Source organism: Chitinivibrio alkaliphilus ACht1 (assembly GCF_000474745.1).
In the GTDB taxonomy this organism is placed as follows: Bacteria; Fibrobacterota; Chitinivibrionia; order Chitinivibrionales; family Chitinivibrionaceae; genus Chitinivibrio; species Chitinivibrio alkaliphilus.
On the sequence record NZ_ASJR01000009.1, the window covers coordinates 84,681 to 106,227 of the forward strand.

General features: G+C 47.2%; 21 protein-coding genes and 1 tRNA gene. 11 read left to right on the plus strand and 11 right to left on the minus strand.

The genetic code is table 11. The features are described 5' to 3' along the window. Positions 1-437: 437 nt before the first annotated feature. Genes CALK_RS05900 through CALK_RS05930 form a run of 7 tightly spaced genes read right to left on the minus strand, consistent with a single transcriptional unit; the run spans position 438 to position 8,030 of the window. The gene (locus tag CALK_RS05900) at positions 438-899 is read right to left on the minus strand and encodes a V-type ATPase subunit K (protein ID WP_022636753.1); all 462 of its coding nucleotides are present in this window, start codon (positions 897-899) and stop codon (positions 438-440) included. Positions 900-919: 20 nt separating this feature from the next. Continuing rightward, positions 920-2,800 (minus strand): V-type ATP synthase subunit I, encoded by a 1,881-nt coding sequence (locus CALK_RS05905; RefSeq protein ID WP_022636754.1) that lies wholly within the window; start codon positions 2,798-2,800, stop codon positions 920-922. Then, positions 2,797-3,396 (minus strand): V-type ATP synthase subunit D, encoded by a 600-nt coding sequence (locus CALK_RS05910; protein ID WP_022636755.1) that lies wholly within the window; start codon positions 3,394-3,396, stop codon positions 2,797-2,799. The genes CALK_RS05905 and CALK_RS05910 overlap by 4 nt, the downstream gene beginning before the upstream one ends. A 37-nt stretch (positions 3,397-3,433) precedes the next feature. Beyond that, entirely contained in the window at positions 3,434-4,756 is a 1,323-nt protein-coding gene (locus tag CALK_RS05915; protein WP_022636756.1) for a V-type ATP synthase subunit B, read from the minus strand. Then, positions 4,753-6,594 carry a V-type ATP synthase subunit A gene (locus tag CALK_RS05920; RefSeq protein ID WP_022636757.1) on the minus strand — a complete coding sequence of 614 codons (1,842 nt, stop codon included), beginning with the start codon at positions 6,592-6,594 and terminating at the stop codon, positions 4,753-4,755. Before CALK_RS05920 ends, CALK_RS05915 begins: the two co-directional genes overlap by 4 nt. A 21-nt stretch (positions 6,595-6,615) precedes the next feature. Then, positions 6,616-7,419 carry a DUF2764 family protein gene (locus tag CALK_RS05925; protein WP_022636758.1) on the minus strand — a complete coding sequence of 268 codons (804 nt, stop codon included), beginning with the start codon at positions 7,417-7,419 and terminating at the stop codon, positions 6,616-6,618. A 5-nt stretch (positions 7,420-7,424) separates the two neighbouring features. Next, positions 7,425-8,030, minus strand: a complete 606-nt coding sequence (locus tag CALK_RS05930; RefSeq protein ID WP_022636759.1) for a V-type ATPase subunit E — start codon at positions 8,028-8,030, stop codon at positions 7,425-7,427. Positions 8,031-8,220: 190 nt separating this feature from the next. Between CALK_RS05930 and lysS the strand changes: the two genes are divergently transcribed. Further along, positions 8,221-9,696, plus strand: a complete 1,476-nt coding sequence (gene lysS / locus CALK_RS05935; RefSeq protein ID WP_204365300.1) for a lysine--tRNA ligase — start codon at positions 8,221-8,223, stop codon at positions 9,694-9,696. A gap of 50 nt (positions 9,697-9,746) precedes the next feature. On the opposite strand, the gene CALK_RS05940 is transcribed toward lysS, so the two are convergent. Next, positions 9,747-10,853 carry a hypothetical protein gene (locus CALK_RS05940; protein ID WP_022636761.1) on the minus strand — a complete coding sequence of 369 codons (1,107 nt, stop codon included), beginning with the start codon at positions 10,851-10,853 and terminating at the stop codon, positions 9,747-9,749. Beyond that, on the minus strand, positions 10,840-11,694 hold the full coding sequence (locus CALK_RS05945; RefSeq protein ID WP_022636762.1) for a TIGR02147 family protein: 855 nt from the start codon (positions 11,692-11,694) through the stop codon (positions 10,840-10,842). The genes CALK_RS05940 and CALK_RS05945 overlap by 14 nt, the downstream gene beginning before the upstream one ends. Before the next feature lie 278 nt (positions 11,695-11,972). Here CALK_RS05945 and CALK_RS05950 point away from each other — a divergent pair, with 278 nt between their 5' ends. From CALK_RS05950 to CALK_RS05985, 8 genes are all read left to right on the plus strand, one after another. Further along, the gene (locus tag CALK_RS05950; protein WP_420806142.1) at positions 11,973-12,434 is read left to right on the plus strand and encodes a DUF302 domain-containing protein; all 462 of its coding nucleotides are present in this window, start codon (positions 11,973-11,975) and stop codon (positions 12,432-12,434) included. A 158-nt stretch (positions 12,435-12,592) separates the two neighbouring features. Next, on the plus strand, positions 12,593-12,790 hold the full coding sequence (locus tag CALK_RS12845) for a hypothetical protein (RefSeq protein ID WP_022636764.1): 198 nt from the start codon (positions 12,593-12,595) through the stop codon (positions 12,788-12,790). Beyond that, complete coding sequence (locus tag CALK_RS05960; protein ID WP_275574369.1) at positions 12,702-13,259, plus strand: MotA/TolQ/ExbB proton channel family protein; 558 nt, start codon at positions 12,702-12,704, stop codon at positions 13,257-13,259. The genes CALK_RS12845 and CALK_RS05960 overlap by 89 nt, the downstream gene beginning before the upstream one ends. After that, on the plus strand, positions 13,256-13,723 hold the full coding sequence (locus CALK_RS05965) for a biopolymer transporter ExbD (RefSeq protein ID WP_022636766.1): 468 nt from the start codon (positions 13,256-13,258) through the stop codon (positions 13,721-13,723). The genes CALK_RS05960 and CALK_RS05965 overlap by 4 nt, the downstream gene beginning before the upstream one ends. After that, the gene (locus tag CALK_RS05970; RefSeq protein ID WP_022636767.1) at positions 13,720-14,175 is read left to right on the plus strand and encodes an ExbD/TolR family protein; all 456 of its coding nucleotides are present in this window, start codon (positions 13,720-13,722) and stop codon (positions 14,173-14,175) included. Before CALK_RS05965 ends, CALK_RS05970 begins: the two co-directional genes overlap by 4 nt. Further along, the gene (locus CALK_RS05975; protein WP_022636768.1) at positions 14,175-14,930 is read left to right on the plus strand and encodes an energy transducer TonB; all 756 of its coding nucleotides are present in this window, start codon (positions 14,175-14,177) and stop codon (positions 14,928-14,930) included. Before CALK_RS05970 ends, CALK_RS05975 begins: the two co-directional genes overlap by 1 nt. A 179-nt stretch (positions 14,931-15,109) precedes the next feature. Continuing rightward, positions 15,110-17,725, plus strand: a complete 2,616-nt coding sequence (locus CALK_RS05980; protein ID WP_022636769.1) for a TonB-dependent receptor domain-containing protein — start codon at positions 15,110-15,112, stop codon at positions 17,723-17,725. A 10-nt stretch (positions 17,726-17,735) separates the two neighbouring features. Continuing rightward, entirely contained in the window at positions 17,736-18,416 is a 681-nt protein-coding gene (locus CALK_RS05985; RefSeq protein ID WP_022636770.1) for a hypothetical protein, read from the plus strand. Between the two features lie 487 nt (positions 18,417-18,903). Here CALK_RS05985 and CALK_RS05990 read toward each other — a convergent pair. Next, a tRNA-Arg gene (locus tag CALK_RS05990) sits at positions 18,904-18,980 on the minus strand. Positions 18,981-19,199: 219 nt separating this feature from the next. Here CALK_RS05990 and CALK_RS05995 point away from each other — a divergent pair. Further along, positions 19,200-20,033: a 50S ribosomal protein L11 methyltransferase gene (locus CALK_RS05995; RefSeq protein WP_162146706.1), complete on the plus strand. Its 834-nt coding sequence runs from the start codon at positions 19,200-19,202 to the stop codon at positions 20,031-20,033. Next, on the plus strand, positions 20,008-21,177 hold the full coding sequence (locus CALK_RS06000) for a class I SAM-dependent RNA methyltransferase (RefSeq protein WP_022636772.1): 1,170 nt from the start codon (positions 20,008-20,010) through the stop codon (positions 21,175-21,177). The genes CALK_RS05995 and CALK_RS06000 overlap by 26 nt, the downstream gene beginning before the upstream one ends. Here the strand turns inward: CALK_RS06000 and CALK_RS06005 are convergent. Continuing rightward, a complete protein-coding gene (locus CALK_RS06005) occupies positions 21,174-21,545 on the minus strand; it encodes a hypothetical protein (protein WP_022636773.1) in 372 nt (123 codons plus the stop codon). The two genes, CALK_RS06000 and CALK_RS06005, sit on opposite strands and share 4 nt — an antisense overlap. Positions 21,546-21,547 lie beyond the last annotated feature (2 nt).

Sequence of the window (21,547 nt, forward strand, 5' to 3'; positions counted from 1 at the left end):
TCAGATTTATCTCCAATCAGACCGAAGAAGGTATTTGCAATTTCTCCAAATAAATCTTGTATCTCATCCTTGTCCTCGGCAAACTCTGAGGCAACAGAATCCGCGATGCCAAAAAAATAACTGCCTGGTATTGTGCATTTGAACTAGATACGGAAAGGATATGGTCTGCTCGCATATCCGTACTCTTGGCCGTTTTCCATGTGGATTTGACGGGCTGACAGTCCTCCATGAGGAGTGCTTCAACGGATTCAGCAGCAACTGAGCTGATGGTGTCAATACAGTTCTTTAATATCTCATGTATCTGTGGCATACACTCTCCTTGAATAGATATCTAAGAGTATACCACGCCACGCACATACCTGCAATAAAAAAATGATGTATCCTAAAAAGGGGAGCTCTTGGAGCCCCCCTTTTCCTGTTTGCGGTGTAAGTATTCTTTACAGAAGATTTAGCATAAGAATTGCTGCGACCAAGGCAAGGATCGCATAAAATTCGGGAAATGCTGCGAGAATAAGGGTGTTACCGAAAACGTCATGTCCGCTGCCGATGGCAGAAATACCGTTGGCACACACTTTTCCCTGCTGAATGGCAGAAATAAGAGCTGCAATACCGATCGCGAGTCCCGCTGCAAGGACAATACCGCCTTGAAAGGCCGTGAGCTCTTCTCCGCCGACGGCACCAATCTGATTATTGTACATAATGAAGCCGACAAACCCATAGAGCCCTTGCGTTGCCGGAAGGGCCGCAAGTACCATGCCGTTACCAAATGCTTCAGGTTTCTTTTTTAGCATACCCACTACGGATGAGCCGCCAATAGCTGTTCCAATTGCAGATCCTGCCCCGGAAAGCCCGATCATGAGTCCAATACCTGTTAGTGCCAGAATAGTTCCAATATCCATAGAAAATCCTCCGTTGTTGGTTAGTTATCGTTGGTTCGAGAAAAAGGAGCGTACGGGGCTGCACCACCGTTGAACTCCAAGTTATTATAAAATTCTACAAAGGTTAATCGAAGAGGGTGTACAAATGCTCCGAGGGCTGCCAAAATAAAATTAATGGTATGTCCCAGAAGAAGTATTGCTACAGTAAGAACACCCATGACAGCGGGGGCATCCCCGCCTGAAACCATAAAGGCGATTTCATTAAAGGCGTTTGCGAGAAGTCCACTTGCTAATCCTAATGCAAAGAGACGGATGTAGGAAAGCCCGTCTCCCATAATTCCTGTGACAAATTGATACAGCTCCCAAAACCCAAGAGGAAGTCGGAGGCCGATCTTTTTGTCTGGATTATTAAAGAAAAAGAGCAAGAACAGACCAAATAGTGCAACACTGCTTATGGCAGACCATGAGAGGGCATTCATCACATCCGTTGCTGCCACAGAGTCCCGTGAAACGATTTGGAAAAATGTCGCCATATCCAAAAAGTTAATCTTTACGAGGGAAAGGGCAACAGAAAGAGTGAGAAGCAACGAGCCGAGCGGAAAGAGTGTAAAGCGTATTCCTCCGTCTCGAAATCGATTTACCCCCTTGAGAAGTATGCCCAGGCAAATTTGGATAACACCGAGAAAAACGGAGAATGCCATGGCGGGATACACCGTTTGTCCTCCAATTTCCTGCTCCTGCAAAAGTGCCATGTGTTGCCCGGAAAAGAGTTCTCCCTGCCATCCATTGAACAGAGGGGCACCAAACACGGTATTAAGCAGTACGCCACTAATCATGGTTGCTCCTCCGAGAATTGCGCCAAGAAACAGGAGTGGCAGCATTTTTTGAGGAAGAAGCTTTATTCCCAGCACTGCTGCAAGAACCATAAGAAATCCATACCCAAGATCTCCAAGGCAGAGCCCGAAAAAAAGCGCATAAAAGGGCGCAAAGAACGGGGTTGGGTCGAGTTCAAAATAGTCGGGGAGGTCAAAAATCTTTGTGATTGGTTCAAAGAGTTGTGCTCCGCGTTTATTTTTCATTTTTACCGGAACCTTGTCACCGCGGGTTGGCTCTGTAAATTCATACCAGCAGGAGTATTCCTCAAGGACCGCCTGTGTTTTTTCCTCAACCTTCACCGGAACCCAGCCCGTAAGATGGAGGAGCTTGTCCTGGGTGAGACCAGTCATAGAGTTTCGGGCCCGTTCAAAGCGAAGAGCACCCTCTACTTCATCACGAAACTCTTGTATGCAGGCACGCTGTTTACTCACAGCCTTTTTTTCCTGAGCAATTTCCTCAAGGGTGGAGTCGATACGAGCGATTGTATCTTCAACTTCTCTGAGGGATTTCATAGGGATAGCTGCAGCTTCCATGCCGTGGAGGGTTAGCACTTCATCCCGTGAGAACACAACGACATACTTTGATGCTCCCGCATCGGTAATCACTTCATAGGTCTGGCCTTCAAGAAGTTTCATATCTTTATTTGGGAGATCAAAAAAATGTGCATAGACTCCATGATGGCGGAGTTTGTCAAGTTCTTTCGGTGAGAAATTACCCCAGTTTGTGAGCTGTAGAACATCTTTTCGAAGGCTGTTTTTCTCAGTTTTCAGAGCTTCTTCTTTCTCACAGAGTTCCTCAAATTGCGCAACAAGTTTTTCCCCATGGGTATTGGGTTCCTCATCCAAAGAGAGGCCTTTCATCCGTGAGATCTCACGAAGAACCTTGTCGATACGGAGTAACTCGCTTCTCGCAGCTTCTTCCTTTTTGCTGAGTGTTTCTTGCTGTGTCTCAATGTGAACAACCCCTGCTTCGCGAAGGCTTTCTAAGAAAGGCTCTTGTTCACGATGGTAGAGCAGTAACTCAAGTTTTTTCATTGGTTCAATCATTGTGCCCCCGCAAGTTCAAGTTTCTTTTTTGTTATCTTCTGGGCGGCTTTTGCAATATTTTCTTTATCTTCGAGGAACCGTTTAATACTGGTTATTGCCCCTTGGTATGCCGGTATTTGAACCTTCTCATAGAGGTTCACCTTCTGGGTCGTCTTCTTTCGTGCGTACTCAAGAATAACGAGCCGTTCCCGTGCCACCTCTATTTCAATATCAAGGCGCGCAGCTTCTTTCAGTATTTGAATACCCGTTGCTATCCATGAGGGGGTAGTGAAAAAACTCTCCGCTGAAATAGAGAAGTCAACATCTGTCAGAAAGGGTATTTTCACGCCGGCAATTTTTTTAAATTGCAAAGAAACATCCCGAACGGTGAATATCTGCTCGGGGAATTCTTCCCACAGAAGATGAAACTCCATCATTCGTTCATAATGCTGTTCATATACAGACCGGGCTGTGCGCAGCTCTTCCTTCGCCTTTTTTACCTCAAGACGAAGGGCTGTTTCCTTTGCCTTGAGGGTTGGAAGGGCGCGCCGTCGGATTTTTAAATCCTTTTCGAGGCGCTGCATTTCCGTTTTATTAAATTGAAATTTTAATGCCATTTTCTACAACCTCCTTCGGCAGTATGGTGACCGAAGATTAATTGTGTTTCCAATATTTGTCCATGACGTCTTTCTTGATACCCACCTCTTCCTTGGAAAAGTATTTAGAAATGACTTCCCACGCTGTATCAAGCATTTTTTCAGTCTTAATTTCAACGTCAATTGCTAAGAGTTTCTCGGAATAATCTGAGGCATAGGAAAGACACCGTTCGTCGTAGTCGGTGAGATCGAAGCCGTTTTCCTGTTTTGTTTTGGCATTTGCCGCGTCGGCGTAGAGACGGACGCAGGCGTTCATCACCTGTGGATGATCTTCCCGTGTTTTCTTTCCAATTACCAGTTGTTTCAACCGTGAAAGAGAACGGAATGGATCTACAATAACCTTCCCGACGTCAGTGTCGCGACGAAGGTAGAGTTGTCCCTCAGTGATATACCCCGTGTTATCGGGAATAGCGTGGGTGATATCGCCGCCGCTGAGGGTGGTAACCGCAATAATTGTGATTGAGCCGCCATCAGGAAATTGGACCGCCTTTTCATAATTTCTGGCCAGATCGGAGTAGAGAGAACCAGGCATACTGTCCTTGGACGGAATTTGGTCCATACGGTTTGATACAATGGCCAAGGCGTCGGCATAGAGGGTCATGTCCGTAAGAAGTACAAGGACTTTCATATTCTTTTCGACGGCAAAATACTCTGCCGCAGAAAGGGACATTCCCGGCACCAGAAGCCGTTCTACGGGAGCATCGTCAGTGGTATTCACAAAACTCACAATCCGATCCAGGGCTCCGGCATCGTCAAAACGCGCTTTATAGTAGAGGTAGTCATCGTTTGATAACCCCATGCCACCAAGGACGATCATATCTGCTTCAGCTTTCAATGCAACATCAGCCATTACCTGGTTGTATGGCTGGTCAGGATCCGCAAAAAAGGGAATTTTTTGGCCCGTTACGAGGGCGTTATTGAGGTCAATTCCTGCAATCCCTGTGGGCATATACTCTGACGGCTGTTGTCGTCTTACGGGGTTTACAGAAGGCCCATCTATTTCAATTTCATTTCCTTCAATGGCCGATCCACTGTCGATGGGTTCTCCATAGGCGTTAAAGAAGCGTCCCCGTAACTCATCAGAAACTTTCAACGTCGGAGCTTTTCCCGTAAAAACCACCTCTGTATTTGTGGCAATCCCCATGGTTCCGGGGAATACCTGTAAGGTTACTTCGTCGCCGTTGATTTTTACAACCTGGGCGGGCTTTCCTCCTACATAGGCCATCTCTTCGTTTCCAATACCCGTGGCACGAATGGTACATGTGGCCTTCGTAATTTTCTCTATTTTTGTATAAATTTTCTTAAATGCCTTGGTTTTCATCGGTCAACGCCTCCGGCTTCTTTTGCTTCCAATTCCGCTTCCATATCAAGAGACTCATCAGCGTATTTTTCCTTTTGAGAAAAGTCGATACGTCGTGTCTCTACATGCTCCATAAGCTCTTTTTCAATTCGTTTAAAATCGTCACTCTGAAACTCTTGGTAATTCATCTGTTTCAGGAAGTTTATGATCTTAATAAAAAATCCACCAACCTCATCAAAATTGTCAAATTCAAAGGAGTTTCGGCAGATATTCATTACAATGTTGACCATGTATGCCTGTCGCTCTATGGGGGTCGAGGCATCAATGTCATTAAAGGCATCCTGTTGAAGAATGGCAAAGTCAATAATCTCAGACTTATTAAAGATGACATGGTACTCAATGGGAACCCCGTCATCGCCAAGAATGTTAATTTGCTCGCGCGACTCTTTCCCACGTAGAAGAATATCCTTCATTTCAAAGACCATCTCAGACCACCCCTTCTGGATCTTTTCGTCAAGATCAGCTGCCACCTCGGGATATTCAAGATATTTTGAATAACTTTCAATTGGGTCGATGGCGGGGTATCGTTTACTGTCAGCCCGTTCCTGTGCAAGGGCATAGAAACAGCGTGCAACCTTCTTTGTTGATTCTGTCACAGGCTCTTTGAGATTCCCCCCGGCGGGTGAGACCGTTCCGAGAAACGTAATAGAACCACTTTCTCCATTGGGAAGCTCCACATATCCATTACGTGCATAGAAGTTTGATATAATGGCAGAAAGGTCCATGGGGAAGGCATCTTGGCCGGGAAGTTCTTCAAGACGGTTTGACATTTCCCGAAGTGCTTGAGCCCAGCGCGATGTAGAGTCTGCAAGAAGCAGCACCTTCTTTCCCATGGAACGATAGTATTCGGCAATGGTCATGCCGGTGTACACCGATGCTTCACGGGCTGCCACGGGCATATTCGAGGTGTTGGCAATAATAATGGTCCGTTCCATGAGTTTTCGACCTGATTTGGGATCTTCAAGCTCAGGAAACTCTGTAAAAATCTCCACTACCTCGTTGGCTCGCTCACCACAGGCAACCATGACGATAATATCGGCCTCGGCATGCATTGAAAGAGCGTGTTGCAAAACCGTTTTTCCTGCGCCGAAGGGGCCGGGGATAAAACCGGTGCCACCCTCAGCAATAGGGTTGAGTGTATCTATGGCGCGAACCCCTGTTTCAAACATTTTCTTGGGACGGGGTTTGTTTTTATAGGCCGTGATACCTTCTTTTACAGCCCATTTTACGGTCATGGTCAAGCTTCGTTCTTCACCATTCTCATCTACAATGACCGCAATTTCCTCATCACTGGTGTACGCTCCTTCATCCACAATTGTTTTGATTGTGGCGGTTCCGGAGAGGTCGAAGGGTACCATTATTTTATGGTCAAGCCAGTTTTCTTTTACTTTACCAATCCACGAACCTGCTTGCACCGTGTCTCCGGCCGCAGCTGTGGGGGTAAAATCCCATTTCTTTTCTTTCTCAAGAGGATCGGTGTACTCACCTCTTGTAAGGAAGACGCCGTCCATTTTTTGTAAATCGTTCTGCAACCCATCGTACGTTTTTGAAAGGAGCCCCGGTCCAAGAGATACGGAGAGCATTTCCCCGGTGAAGCGCACTTTTGAACCGACTTTTAGGCCTCGAGTGCTTTCAAAGACCTGGGCCGCAATGGTGTCTCCATCAATTTTTATCACCTCTGCCATGAGTTCTGTCTCGTCATGAGCAATATAACAGATCTCGTTTTGGCCTACTGGACCATCAACGGATATCTTAATGAGGTTTGAAACGATTCCTTCTATTTTACCTGTGGTGCTCATTGTTTGTTTATCCTTCCGTTACTATTTCTTTAGTTGTACCATGGATTTTGTTTCTTGAAGCAACTCTTTGAGTCGCTTCTCAGCTCGCTCAGAATTGAGGTTGTTCCATCGTTCTACGGTATGCAATTTAATAATAAATGCAAGAACGACCTCTACGGTGAACGTATACCCTTGTGTGAGTTCATCAAGGGTATTCCAGATAATTCTGTCGCGGCTGTTTTCCAGATCTATGGGGGTGTCGTAATTTGAAAGAACTTCCTCTACCCAGGGGTGCTGTGCAGACATGCCGAAGTCGCTGGCAGTGCTTTTGAGAATACGCTCCGCCGTTTCGTTGAGAGGAAGTACGCTTTTCTCACGTTCCTTGCCAAGAATATCCGCATTTCGGGCGCCGAAAAAGTTATGCATGTTTAGGTCAAACTCAGCCCACGCATTCACGAAAGAGTTGTTCATGGAACGAAGCGATTCATAGTACAGGGCATGGAGTTCATCCTCTTTCGTGAGAGTGCTGAAGAGGCGTACTTCGTCCTTCCTGTTTTGCAGATATTCACACAGGTATGAGGGAAGTCCCTCAAGGGTTTCCAGACGAAACTCAAGAACTTCACGGGAGAAAAAACCGCGATGGTCAAATTGCTTTCTCCCCGCAAGAAGGGCAAGGCAGTTATCATTATCGTAGCGATGACAAAGATACCGCACTAAGCGCTGGTCTGCCGGGTCGAGTTCCTGTAGAATTTCCGCACGAAGCGTATGGGCCTGTAGCTTTTTACTGCTCCGCCCGCGTAGTAGGTCTGGCAACCCCGCAACAAGGTAGTAGTAGTTGCGTTTCATAACTCTTACTCTCCAAACAACAATGTTTTAATTTTCGGACGAAGATATTCGCCGAAAAATGCCGCAAAGTCATCCTTTGAGAAGGTAATCTTATATCCCTCCTCAGGAGAGGCGATTTGGAATCCTCCCTGCAGAGACGTTGATTCTGTAAGGGTGATTGTGCGCCCCAACTCTTTTTCTAAAGATGCAATGAGTTTTTTGTCCATCTCCGCACGCATCTTGGCGGGGATAATCACCTCGAGGGATGTCTCACCACCTTCCCAATTTTTCAAGGCATTTGTCACATATTCGCTCATTACGGCTGGGTCTGACAGGGTTTCTTTTACAGGATTATCCACTGTTTTGTGGATAATGAGGTCGGTAATTTCCTGCTTGAGGGCGCTCACAGCCTGATTACCTGCAAGGCGTATCTCGGACTGAGCATTTTCAATCATCTCTTGGGCTTTTTTCTCCGCCGCATCTTTGATTTTTTCCGCTCGTTTCTCCGCTTCTTGAACGATGGATTCTGCTTCTTTCTGCGCTTCTTGAATAATCCGTTTCTTTTCCGCTTCACCCTTTTCAACACCTTCGTTCAGAAGTTTTTCCGCGAGTTGGGAAATTTTGCCTTCCATTGAACCTCCTGTGGGTTTGGTTATTCCGTAACGTATAAATTATACATAATTGGGAAGCAAAGAGTATATAAAAATGAAATTTTATATTCCTCAGTGGAACAATAAGTAGGATTTAGAGAGAGAAGAAGAACATGATTCTCTCCATAACGTATTTTATCAGGAATATTACATTGTCAGTATGAGGTGAGACGTGACGAAGGAAACAATGAATGATCAAATGAATGTTCGCCTAGAGAAAACAGAGAAGATTAGAGAGATCGGTCAACATCCCTATGCCGATCGGTACGAACGAACACATACCATCGCTGAAGCCGTGGAGCTCCCGGAAGGACATGGTGGTGTCCGTCTTGCGGGGCGCGTTGTTGCTCTGCGGAAGATGGGAAATCTCATGTTCGGACATCTTTTCGGCTATGATGGTAAGATTCAGTTTGCCTTACAGAAAAAAAATCTCGGTGACACCTTTAAAGATTTTAAGAGTGTTGTTGATATTGGTGATTTCGTGGGGATCGAGGGGGAAATGATTCGTACAAAAACCGGTGAAAAAACTCTCAACAGTACCGGGTGGACTTTTTTGTCCAAGGCATTGCGCCCGCAACCTGAGAAGTTTCACGGGTTGACCGATTCGGAGCTAAAGCTGCGCCGACGGTATCTTGAACTCATCTCGAACCCGGATGTTATGGAGCGATTTAAAACACGATCAAAGGTAATACAGACTATCCGCTCCTTTCTTGATGCCCATGATTTTGTTGAAATAGATACGCCCGTCTTAACAAATAAGGCCAGCGGCGCCTTGGCCCGTCCTTTTGTTACCCATAATAATGCTCTTGATATTGATGTGTATTTGCGTATTGCCCCTGAAACGTACTTGAAACGTGCTGCTGCTGGGGGGTTTGAGCGGGTCTATGAGTTTGCCCGTTCCTTCCGTAATGAAGGGGTGGATGCGTCACATCTACCGGACTTTACGCTGCTGGAGTATTACGCCTCATATTGGAACTATGAGGATAATATGAATTTTACCGAGCAGCTTATGAAGGATCTTGTGAATAAGATAACAGGAAGTGATACTATTGAGTATGATGGGAGAGAGATTTCCTTTGGAGGTGAATGGCCGCGAATCTCCTTTCGAGATCTCATTTTGCGCGATTGTGGTATTGATATCTACGAATGCCTTGAGCGGGAAGATATTTTGGAGGCCATGGAAGACAAAAATATTCGCCTTGATGATGACATTGATATTCGTAATGCCGGACGAGGAACCCTCATCGACTTATTGTACAAAAAGGTCTCACGTCCTTCCATTATTGACCCCCTCTTTATTATCAAACACCCCCTCGATTTATCTCCCCTTGCTCGTCAGAGTGATGATAATGAGAAAGAGACAGATCGATTTCAATTGGTGATAAACGGGTGGGAAGTAATTAACGCCTATTCTGAGTTGGTTGATCCCCTTGATCAGAAAGAGCGGTTCCGTCAACAGGCTGCAGCGAAGGATGCCGGTGATGAAGATGCCATGGAAGTTGATGAAGATTTCCTGACTTGTATGGAATATGGGATGCCTCCCATGTCAGGATGGGGTATGGGTATTGACAGAATTGTGGCATTACTGACAAATGCCAAAACCTTGCGTGATGTGGTCCTGTTTCCTTTGCTTCGTCCGGAAGAGTAGGGGGCTACCGCTATTTTTTAGAGTAGGGAGCCTCGAGAAGGCTCCCTTTTTTATCGGCTGTATTGATCTTCTGCCCACGCTTCATAGGAGAATTTTTTGAGCCAGTCGTTAAAGGCGGCGTCTTGGGCAAGGTTTACAAGATAATTATGAGCTAAATAGATATAGTCCAGGGAACGCAGGGTGTTATCTTCAAGCATGCGTGCGGGAAGATCTTCTATTTCATTCATACTCAAATCTATTTTCCTGCAGCGGTTGAGGGAGGCAATCTCCGCAGGAACCTCACGAATATTATTTCTACTGAAGTCAAGGTGGGTAAGCTTGTTTAGTTGTTGGATTTCTCCGGGAATCTCGGTAATGTAGTTATGCGCCATGGAGAGATGTCGAAGGGGTAGAGAGAAAATCTCCGAGGTAAGATAGTGGATACCCGCGCGATCAAAATACATATGGCTTACACGATTATTCGTTGTGTCAATATGATTCCACAGCTTTTCCGTATTCGGTTCCATGTAGTTGCGTTCCATAAAGCGCCACACCTGCTCCAAATCTTTTTCCAAGGGAGTAAACGTGGGTGTGTGGGTTGTATCACCGGACATAATGGTGGTATTTTTTTCATGGACTTGTGTATGCGTCGCAGAAGCGACGCGGTATCGGAGGGTTACTTCTCCCTGAGGAATATGAGGAAAAGTGAACGCTCCCGAAGAGTCAAGGGATGTTTTCCGTCCAAGGCCGGGGAGAGAAACCGTGGCTTCTTCCACCGCTTCGGGAAGAGCGATATCTCCCTGAAGCACCCCGCCTTTATGAAGGGTGAGACTGTCCGTAATATCAATAATGTTGCTGGAGGTGACATAGAGTTGTGTCACGGCCATGAGCGTATCCTCATAGACAAATTCACAGAGATAGGGTCCGGGGGTAAGGGCGGTGTCAATGCGAACCAGCCCATTTCTGTCAGTATGGAGCTGTAGTACCTCGGTGTCATGGGGTGCCTGGGCAGGACGAATATATACAGAGGCATGGGCAGCCGGCTGCATGCCGCCTGGACCTGTGTCAACAATGGCGACGGCTCCGTTGGTTGTTTCAGAGGTTGCTCCGGCGATATCGAGAGAGCATGAATAGGTAAGCAGAACACAGAGGAGTATCCAAAATCTATTCTGTATCATTGGTGTCTCCGGACGTATCGGTATGCTTTTGAGAGAGGGGTATTAATTGAAGGTTGAGCTGGTATACGCGGTTTGGCCGTGGTATTTCATTCACGTAGCTGATAAGGGAGGCACGAAAGCGCCGAAGCATGTTCTGGATAGTGGGAAACTCCTTTTCCGTAATATTCATGGTAATCGAAGAGATGTCACGCTCCTGCTTGCCGTGTCTGCGTAGGGCCTCACTGGAGAGTAGAATTGTTTCTTTCTGAAAGTTTCGTATCGCCAGGGAGGACCACGATTCTCCCGTTGAAATGGCGTGTTCCGTGAGGCGATACCGTTGGGAGCGATCTTGTTTTATAAGGGAGAGTTTTTCTAAAAGAGCAATCCCTTGTTGTGCCTCTTCTGCTGAAATGGGCGGTGATAGTTCTTTGCCCAGATCTCCATAGTCATCACCTGCGTAGAAGGGGTAGAATTCCAGAAGGTTTCGTAAGGCGGAGTAATACCATTTGCTGTAAAACTGAAATTGCTCTTCCGTAAGGCATTTGGTATGGGGCCTGCGGAGGCTGAGAAGCTGCTCAAAAAATTGCTGTTTTTGTTCTTCCGTGGGGGCTTTGTTGAAACGAAGGAGTGTTTCCAAATATTCCCGTTCAAGGTTGTCAAGGGAAAGTGCTTCTGCCAGATCGGGTACATTTCGCTCACCGATGTGTCGTTTTTCTTTGATGACCTTGGAAAGATAGCTTGGGTCTATCCCCGATTTTTTTCCAAAGAGCCGGAGAGAAAAAGAAGCGCTTCCCTCCTTTTTTTGTTCGTAGTACTCCCGAAGAAATACGCGGTAGTCAAGATATTCAAAAATGGTTTTCATATGGCTGCCTCTGCTATTAAAATATATCACAAAATCGTCTTTGCAGATATTTTTATGGAAGGGACGGTCGGCGTGTTGCACGCGTGTTTCGTTTGATGCAATGGTGTTGTGTTTGTGCTGCTCTTTGCAGTGAAATAGTGGCGGTGGTAATTGGCATGCCGATTGCTTGAAGAGAAAGTAGTTGTTATGGTAGTGTTTTTATACTATCATGGAACTATGTAACTACTATGTTTTTTATCAGGAGTGTATCTATGAAAAGAGAAGTATCTATGATCGCAATGATTCTTACCGTATTCCTAGCAATGGGAAGTGTCGCAACTGTGTTTGCTCACGACCATGGGCAGCAACCGGATCCCGTCATTGTTCAGCCAAGTGAGCGGGGGTTTGCGGAGACCGTTTCGGCCTTTAAAGATGAAGTTTCACAGGCTGGCTGGAGTGTGTTAAACGTAAATAATATGGCGGGTGTACTGTCTTCACGCGGGTACACAATGCAGCCGGTGGTTATTATTGATGTGTGCAGTGGGCAATACAGTGCGCGGATTCTTTCTGAAGATGCGTATCGTCCGGTTTCCGCCTTTATGCCGTGTCGGGTGAGTATCTATAAAACTGCTGATGGAACGGTATTCTTCAGCCGTATGAACGCAGGAGCCTTTGGGTCGATGATGGATCCTGAGGTGGCTGAAGTTATGGAGCAATCGGATGCGGAAATATCGGAAATTATTGACCGGGCTCGAAGATAATCTGTTTTCTCGGCTTTGCTGCTCTTCGACGAGCAGCAAGGTGTGTATCTAACTCTTCGTATTTTGTAAAGATCTATCCCCCATACCGCTTGGGGGATATATTTTTAAGGACACAGGGCATACAGCTCGTGTGAAAACTCTTTTCTACGGGAGATTTTATGGAACAGGATGTCTTTACCGGTCCCGATTTTGTGAGAACTCTCGCACAAAATTTCCAGGAGAGCGGAAGTTTTGGCTGGGTACTTCTTGGTGTACTTGTTCTAGCTGGTGCTGTTGTTTTTGAACGTCTTATATTTATTACATCACCTGCCGACGCGTATCTCCGCAAACAGCTCTTGCTGCTGCTCAGGCGGTGAGCGAAGACAGAATAGGAGAGACCCTGTCTGCTTTGCAGAAGCAAAAAAAGATCCTCTCTCCCTGCTTTTAGCAACTGCCTTGAAGACTTATAATGATACGGGAAACCCAGAAGAGGTGGCAGAAGCTGTTGACGAAGCGGCTGTATTGCAGATTCCCCGTTTTTCTCAGCGTCTCAACTATCTTTCTCTCTTTGCAAACATTGCCACCTTACTTGGTCTCTTAGGGACAATCGCGGGGTTGCAGGAGGCTTTCATGGCCCTTGACTCTCTTGAGGCGTCCCAGCGGGCGGCCATGCTTGCCGGCGGCATATCAAAGGCTATGAATACCACCGCCTTTGGTCTTGTTATTGCTGTACCTTGTATGGTGGCCTATACCTTTCTCCACAATACACAGGTGGCCCTCACCCATCGTCTTGACGATGCGATGTTGCGATTCCATAATTTTCTTCATAAACGACAGTCCCGGTGAAGCTCGCCTCTTCAAAACGGCCGTTTTTACCGTCAGAAGTAACCGGGGCAGAGATAGATCTCGATGTGACCCCCGTAATGAATCTCATGATTGTTCTTATCCCTCTGCTTGTATCTATGACGGTTTTTGCACACTACTCCATTCATGATTTTTATCTTCCCTCTAATGTGAGTGATACAACACCTTCCGATGGAGAGGTTTCGATGTATTCCACGGTGGTTCTTACTCAGGACAGCCTGTACATTACCGTGGGTGCAGAAAAATTGGATTCTCTTGCCTTTGACAGCACTGCTTTTGACGAAGACTATTTTCTTTCTGCCCTGGGGACAATACGGTACCGCAGTGATGATTATTCTCGCAGTATTATATCTGTCGCCGATCCTGTTGCCGTTTATGGATCTATGCCGCAAGCAGGATTTACCGATATTGGTCTCTCGTCCTTTATCCCGCGGGAAGGACAATGAAACGTACGGGTATCTCCCAGGCACGTACAGCTCCTGCTGGTGCGGGAGGTGCTTTTCGGCCGCAGCTGACATCTCTTATTGATGTCATGGTGATTCTTTTGGTGTTTCTTCTGAAGAATTTTTCCGTGGATGGACAGCTTATCACCCCTGATCCAAAAATATCTCTGCCCCAGTCCACAACAGATGCAGAGCTTCATCCCGCCCTAAATATTCACATTCGCCCCGATATGATACTGGTGGAACAGGAGCCAGTCATGTCCATAGAAAAAACGGGTGCAGAAGAAGAGCTGCTCTTAGCAGATTTGTATGATGAGCTTCGGGATCGAAGAGAGGAAGGCCTTTTAATTCATGCAGACCGGACGATTCCCTTTGAGATTATTAAAAAGGTGATGCATACCTCATCAAAGGCAGGGGTTGAACATTTTTCCATCCTTGTAGAACAGGTTGAGTGATGAGTCAGATACCTCCAGGGTTTCATGTATCGGAAAATGGGGGCATCTCCGATCCATTTCGTCTAATTCTTCTTTGCTCAATTATTCTCGGTGTTCTGGTGGCGCTCTTTTTTCAGGGGATTTCTCTGCCTGAATTTGAAGAGAGACCGCAGGAAGAGTCGATACAATTTTTTTATACGGAGGAGCTTTCCTTTGAAGAGGAGCCTGAGAAAGACGCCGCAGAGGAGATTGTCGATATTTCGGAAGAGCCACCCACCGAAGATGTTTCCCCATATGATGCTGTCGAAGAGGTTTCCGAGGTGTCACAAAAAACGGAAGTGCAGATTACAGAAGAACTGGATGAGCCTTCGGAGGATGTTGAGGAAGAGTCGTCTCGCCGCGTTTTTGGTGTTGAGCAAGTATATAGTGAAGGATTAGGCAGCGGGGGAGATACGGAGGATGCTGTGGTGGGACGTCGGGGAAATATTCTGAATAAAACGTATGATACGATACAGGCAGAGGATTCAGATCTTCGTGGTCCCTTGGTATCAGCAGCGTTGGTCAGCCGGGCTCCCTCCTTTCGTCGACGCGTACCGCCTGTTGCCACCGATGAAATGAGAAAAGAAGGGGTCGAGGGGGTGATTTCTGTACGGGTACTTGTTGATGCTGATGGAAGCGTGCGACAGGCGGTACCACAAAACGATCTGGGATACGGGAGTCGTGAGGCTGCCCTTGAAGCTGTTTTGCAAATGGAATTTGAACCGGCCCAACGCTAGAATGAGCCCGTGGCAGTGTGGATCACTATTCCTGTTCGATTTCAATTACTTCATTCGTGAGGGTGAGCTATGTATGGTGTAAACCGTGTGTTTTGGGTGCTTATTTTGTCAGTTCTTGCCTGGGCATCCTCTGCCCCTCCGCGGAGGATTCTGAGATACTCCTTGATAAGGAGCCCTTTGTGAAGACTCTCCCTGAACAAACAAGGTTTGTTGCAGCAGACTATCCTCGAGAACTCTATTCTGCCGGTGTGGAGGGAACCGTGCTTTTACAGCTTCTTATTTCAGAGGACGGTACAGTGGAGGAGGTTTCTGTAGATGAGTCTCTTCATCCGGTTCTTGATAGTACTGCCGTTTCGGCAGCAAAACAGTTTCGCTTTGAACCGGCCCGGCTTAATACGGGGGATATTGTTGCCGTGCAGCTCCAGTATGCCTATCATTTCTCCCTTGATGAAGTTGTGGCAGATACGGAGGAGGTGATAAACTTTCAAGGGCGCCTCCGTGAGCGAGGGACTCGCCGGCCTATGGCAAATGCTTTGGTAGTCCTAGAAAATATTCGTAACACAGAGGATATCGCCGTTCCGCTGGAGGTATATCTACGGCGTATCGGGGAGTTTCACGGACAGGATTTTGAAGCGGGACGTCTGATTACCGAGACCGATTCAGAGGGGCGTTTTTCCTTTGCCTCTCTGCCGGCTTGTTCTCTTTCAGTACGGGTTGTTTCCGGAGGGTATGAAGAATTCCGTCGTGAGGAAGCAATTAGTGCAGGGGAAGAACTCCTTGTAACCTACTATATACCGGCACGTTCCTATGATGACTATGAAGTGGTGGCCTATTACCGCAAGGAGGAACGGGAGGTAAGCCGGCGTTCACTCCCCGCTGCGGAAGTACAGCGGGTACCCGGATTATCGGGAGATGCTGTACGGGTTGTACAGGCTCTTCCCGGTGTGGCGCGGCTTAGTTTTGGCAGTGGAAATATTTCCGTACGGGGAAGCTATCTTTGGGATTCAAAATTTCTCCTTGATGGTGTGGAAATTCCTCAGCTCTATCACTTTGGCGGGTTGAAGTCCGTGGTAAATTCAGAGGCCATAGAGGCGGTTGATTTTTATCCTGGCGGATGGGGTGTCCGTCATGGTGGAGCTATTGGTGGACTGGTGGATGTACAAACCCGCAGAGCTCGGGATGATCGCTTCCATGGGAAAGTAGGAGCAAGTAGTCTTGATGCCTATTTCTTTGTTGAGGGCCCCCTGCGGGATGATCTTCGTATTATGGCCTCTGCCCGGCGAAGCTATTTTGGCGACATTGCCTCGGCGGTACTTGATAATATTGAGGATGGACCAGATGTCTCCTTAACTCCCTTTTATTGGGATTATCTTGCCAGCATTGAGTATGCTATTTCACCGGATCATCACGTAAGAACCTCCCTTTATGGTTCGTATGATTCGTTGGAGATACACCTCCGGGAGGAGGAGTTTTCTGCTGGCAGTGATGATATGGATCATCTTGATAAAATTCAGAATAACAGTTCCTTTGTGCGTTTTACCACAGCTCTGGAAAGCCGCCTTTTCGAAAACCTTTCCAATGAGCTGACCTTTAGTCTGCTTCAGCAGAAAACCTATAATGCCGCCTTCGGATTTTTTATGCAGGATCTCACCGTACACGGTATGGATATTCAAAATACTCTTTCTAAAACATTTTCCGAATCAGTCTCCCTTCATGTGGGAACAGATGTTACTCTGGGCAGCTATGATCTCTATCTTGATATTTTGGGGGTGCATGGGGTAAATCGTGATACCCTCACGGGAGATATGAACCGTATTGGGGGATATGTCTATGCGGAATTGCGCCCCCGTGAGAACTGGCTTGTTATTCCGGGGATTCGCTATGACCACTACGGCTTGCTACACCATGAAGGGGCCTGGTTTCCAGATTTTTGGGAATATTCCAGACGACGCAGGATTCCCTACTCAGGTGAACCCTCTGCCCGTATCTCTACACGGTACTCCCTTTCGGATGCGCATGTACTGAAGGCTGCGGCGGGTACCTATAATCAGTCACCCCAACCCTTTGGCTTTGTCACCCATGAAACATGGGGAAATCCTGATCTTCCCGCAACAAAGGCGGCCCACTATGTGGTGGGCCATGAGTGGCAGATTACAGATCGTATCTCCACCGATATTCAAGGATACTACAATATGCAGTGGGATATTCCCCGTATGCAGAATTCTGATGATGATTTTGATCGTGAGAATATAAACCAGAATCTTTTTATAGCCGATGAAACGGGCAGAACCTACGGTATGGAATTGATGCTTCGTCACAACAGGGGAGAACGCTTTTTTGGATGGCTTGCCTATACGCTCTCTCGAAGTGAGCGGTGGGATGTGCAAAAAGAGGAGTATCGCCTCTTTGACCAAGACCAGACACATAATCTCCAACTTGTGGGAAGTTTTTCCCTTCCCAATAATTGGGAGGTGGGCGGTCGGATGCACTATACCACGGGAAACCCCGATACGCCCGTGAGTATTGGAAATGAAAACATACAGGGTAAATCTATCGGACGGATATCGGGTGAGGAAAACTCTATCAGGAAGGATCCCTTTTTCAAGGTTGATTTGCGGGCCGAGAAACAATGGATTTTTGAACGTACCATATTGACCTCCCATGTGGATATTCAGAATATTTCTTGGTTTTTCCATAAAAATCCTGAGTTTACCCTGTGGGATGATTTTTATAAAGAGCGGCAGGATATCTCCATGATCCCCCTCATTGACGCTGGTTTTACCCTTGCCTTTTAGGAGTCTGAACATGAATATACGCGGCTTTCTGTTTTTCTGCATAATTCTTCTGACTGGGTGTACGGATGATTTTTTCTACCGCTATGACGAGGTTCATCATGATATGATCCGTATTATCGATTTCTCTCTGGAAGACCCAGATCTTTCTCCCGGAGATACGGCGGTGCTGTATGCTGTGTTTGCGGGACACCCCGTTACCGTTGATGATATGACCTGGGAGGTCTCGTGGAATGTTGTGACCAATCTCTTCGGCAACAGGAGTATTCGTGACACAATGTACCTGCCGTGGCTTACCCTTGAGGAGATCCCCGACTCTCTTGCGGGAGCCCAGGTATTTCGCATGACCTATGAAATTCCCGACTCCCTTGTATATACCAGTGAGCAGCATCCAGAGGATTTTTCTGTCTTTATCCGTGATCATAATATTCCCCTTGATTTGAGTGATTGGGATTTTTCAACAAAGACTACAGACCTTATTGATCTTCTCGAAGCTCTTTCTCAGACCCCCGATGCCGTGGAATCTCTCCCTGTTGGGGAACCGGGACTTTTTATTGAGGTCCTTTCGCAAATGTTGACAACCCAGTATCGCCTCATTTTGACCCTCCCCGGTGATGCCGTTGTTGAGGCGGGGTATCCCCGGCGGTACGATGGATATGTTCGGTACCACTCACGCTTTGATCATATTCCCTAGGTATTTATCAATGAAAACCCGCGCATGGACCAACTGTACCTTGGGGGAACTCGCACAGCTGGATCCCCCCTCTCTTTTTCTGACATAGATACGATTATACCCATCGGGGATACCCTTTTTCTTCCACAGGATGATTCCTTAGGATGATTCCTTTACCTGGTATATTTGTATTCATACATCGCCGCGACAAGAGACAATCAGCCTCAATTCTGCCATTGGTGGTCTTTCCGGTACGGGCCGGGGTACTTCGCGAGAGCGTCATGAGCTCTATCGTTTTGTCGAATACGGAGAGAATACTCCCAATGTATCCCCCGTCTCAGTGAAAAATAGTGGTGATACGCTTTTTGCGTATGAAATTGAAAATGGTGCTGAGGCTCGCTCGGGCTTTTTTATTTGGTTGAATCTCTGGGATTATTTTGAGGATATGCCCCAGCGTCCCCGGGGAAGTATGGTCCGAGAAATCTACATACCATCGGACACATTATGGTGGTGCACCAGGCAGGAGTCGAACCTGCGACCTACGGCTTCGGAGACCGTCACTCTATCCAGCTGAGCTACTGGTGCAAGGTGGCATAAAATAGTTTCTTTTCCTCTGTGAGGCAAGGGCTCTGTAGATACCCATGCGTAATTTTTCGTGGGGACTCGCAAAAAAAGTTGCGAAGTGTTCTTCTGATAGAGTTTGTTTTCTGCGAAGGAGGAATTCCCCTAGGTTCTATGATTTCCTGTGGGTACCCCTTTTTTGTCACGACGATATATTTTCCTTCATATCTTCAAAGGGGAATCATGAGTAGTACGTACTATATAGAAATCACTGTGCCCATAGAGGCGTATGAAGAGACTCTTGGCATACTCTACGCACAGGGCATGTCTGCGTGTCAAGAACTGTCACGTCCCGATGCTATGGAGCTTACTTGTTATTTTGAAACCCGTTCTGCCGCACAATCTGTGGCGGACCATGGGGTTGCCGCCTATGAACCTTCTACCGTGCAGGAGCAGAGGGAGTATGATTGGAATAGTAAATGGCGGGAAAGTATTGAGCCAGTGTGGATTACCGATGATATCGTTGTTTCGCCGGTGTGGAGAGAACCGTCTATACGCCCGGGGCAGCACTGGATACAGATTGAACCGAAGATGGCCTTCGGAACGGGGCATCATGAGACAACTCAATTGGCTGCCGCAGCAGTTCTTGCAGAGCAGGGAAACCGTCTTCTTGATGTTGGCACCGGTTCGGGGATTCTCCTTTTTGTTGCAGCAATTGCTGGATATACCCATGCCCACGGTGTTGAGATTGACCCCGCCTGTGAAGATAATTTACGGGAAAACCTTGGACAGAACAAAAGTGCTTGTCACATCTCATACGACATTGGTACATTGAGCACAATTTCTGCTCATCCCCCCTATGATACGGTTGTGGTAAATATTATTAAGCAACACTCCTGTCCCATTGTAGAAAAGCTTCCCTCCTATCTTCGGCCGGGGGGTGTCCTCCTCTGGAGCGGCATTTTGTGTGAAGAGCGGGATGAGGTTGTCAGCTTTGCTCAGAAGGTTGGTTTTGTTCTCTGCCATGAAGGAACAAAAGGAGAGTGGTGGTATGGCCGATTTCGTCTCCGAGGGTAAGCTCACCTGTGAAAAGATGATCTTCGGCGGCTTGGGGTTATGTCGTACCGCTGCGGGGGTTGTGTTTGTTTCGGGGCTGCTTCCCGGAGAGACAGCTTTATGCCGATATCTTCGTACACAGGGCGGTATTCCAGTCTATGAGAGTGTTGTTCCTGTAGAACACCCTTCAGATCATCGCGTTGCTCCCTTTTGTCCCTATTTTGGAGTGTGCGGTGGCTGTGATTGGCAACATATACACCCTGCGGCTCAGGCGAGATTTAAGAAAGACATTTTTGAAGATCTGCTTCGGCGCGTAGGTGGGTGCAACACCTTTCCTGAAATAGAGGTTATCACAGGGCCGGACCGCCATTATCGCATGCGGTGTCAGTTGAATCTCTCTCCGCAGGGAGAGGGAATGGGGTTCTATCAAAAACAGAGTCGGCAGGTGGTACAGATTACTTCCTGCCCGCTTCTCACTCCCTCCCTTTCGCAACTTCTCGAACATCAGGGGGCTATTCTGCAGAGGATTACGAATCCGCCCCGCAGAGTTATGTGTCTTGATACAGGCAGGGCAGTGCTCTCTTCTCCTCCCCTTGCAAACTGGTCATCTGCCTCCGGCTCTCTTTTTACCGACGCTGGAGAGGTGGAGCTACGGGGTACTGATTTTTTTCAAGGTAATAGATATCTCTATTCTGCCTTGGCACAGTGGAAGGCAGATTCCCTGGGAGGGAACTCTCTTCTCGATCTTTTTGGCGGGACGGGACTGTTTGCGCTCCATCATGGGCATCGCTATGATAAGGTATGTCTTGTGGAGTCATCAAAGACCATGGCACGGCGCGCACAGGAAAATATGTATCGAGCAGGAATACATCATGGCCAGGCCTGTGGTATGTCAGCGGAGCGCTTTTTTTCCACGGCACAGAGAGGAGAATACTCCACGGTAATTGTAGATCCACCGCGCCCAGGACTTTCTCGAACGGTTCGGCAAGGGCTAATAAGGCTGGCACCGGAACATATCCTGTATGTCTCCTGTAATCCCTCTACACAGGTTCGAGATGTTCGCTTTCTCCGAAGCAGGGGGTATGAGCTTACGGCCTGTGCTTTCTTTGATATGTATCCCCACACGGCGCATCTGGAGACAGCAGTAGTGTTGAAAAGGGGTTAGTGGCGCTGGTCGAAGAGAGATCCTGCCTGTGGTTTTGCAAGATAGGTTCGTGAGGCATTCTTCTTTCGTGAAAGGGTGTGTATATCTTCCAGAATTGAGGAATACTCCCGTGAGTATTTTTCGTATAGTCGTTCATAAATTTGGTGGCAACGTACATCTTCCTGCTGAATTTTTCTCAGCAGCTGTTGCGATTCCGTGGAGACGGCCGGTGTTGAAGCTGATTTTTGAGAGAGGGTTTCATATTTCTGAATAAGCTCGCCGCGCTCTTCAACGGTGGTATTGAAGAGCGCCACATCCTCATCGTCTAAACTGCTTACCATGAGGCGTGTTTTTTTGTATATCTGTTTTATAAGATCATCTGCCGTCATGG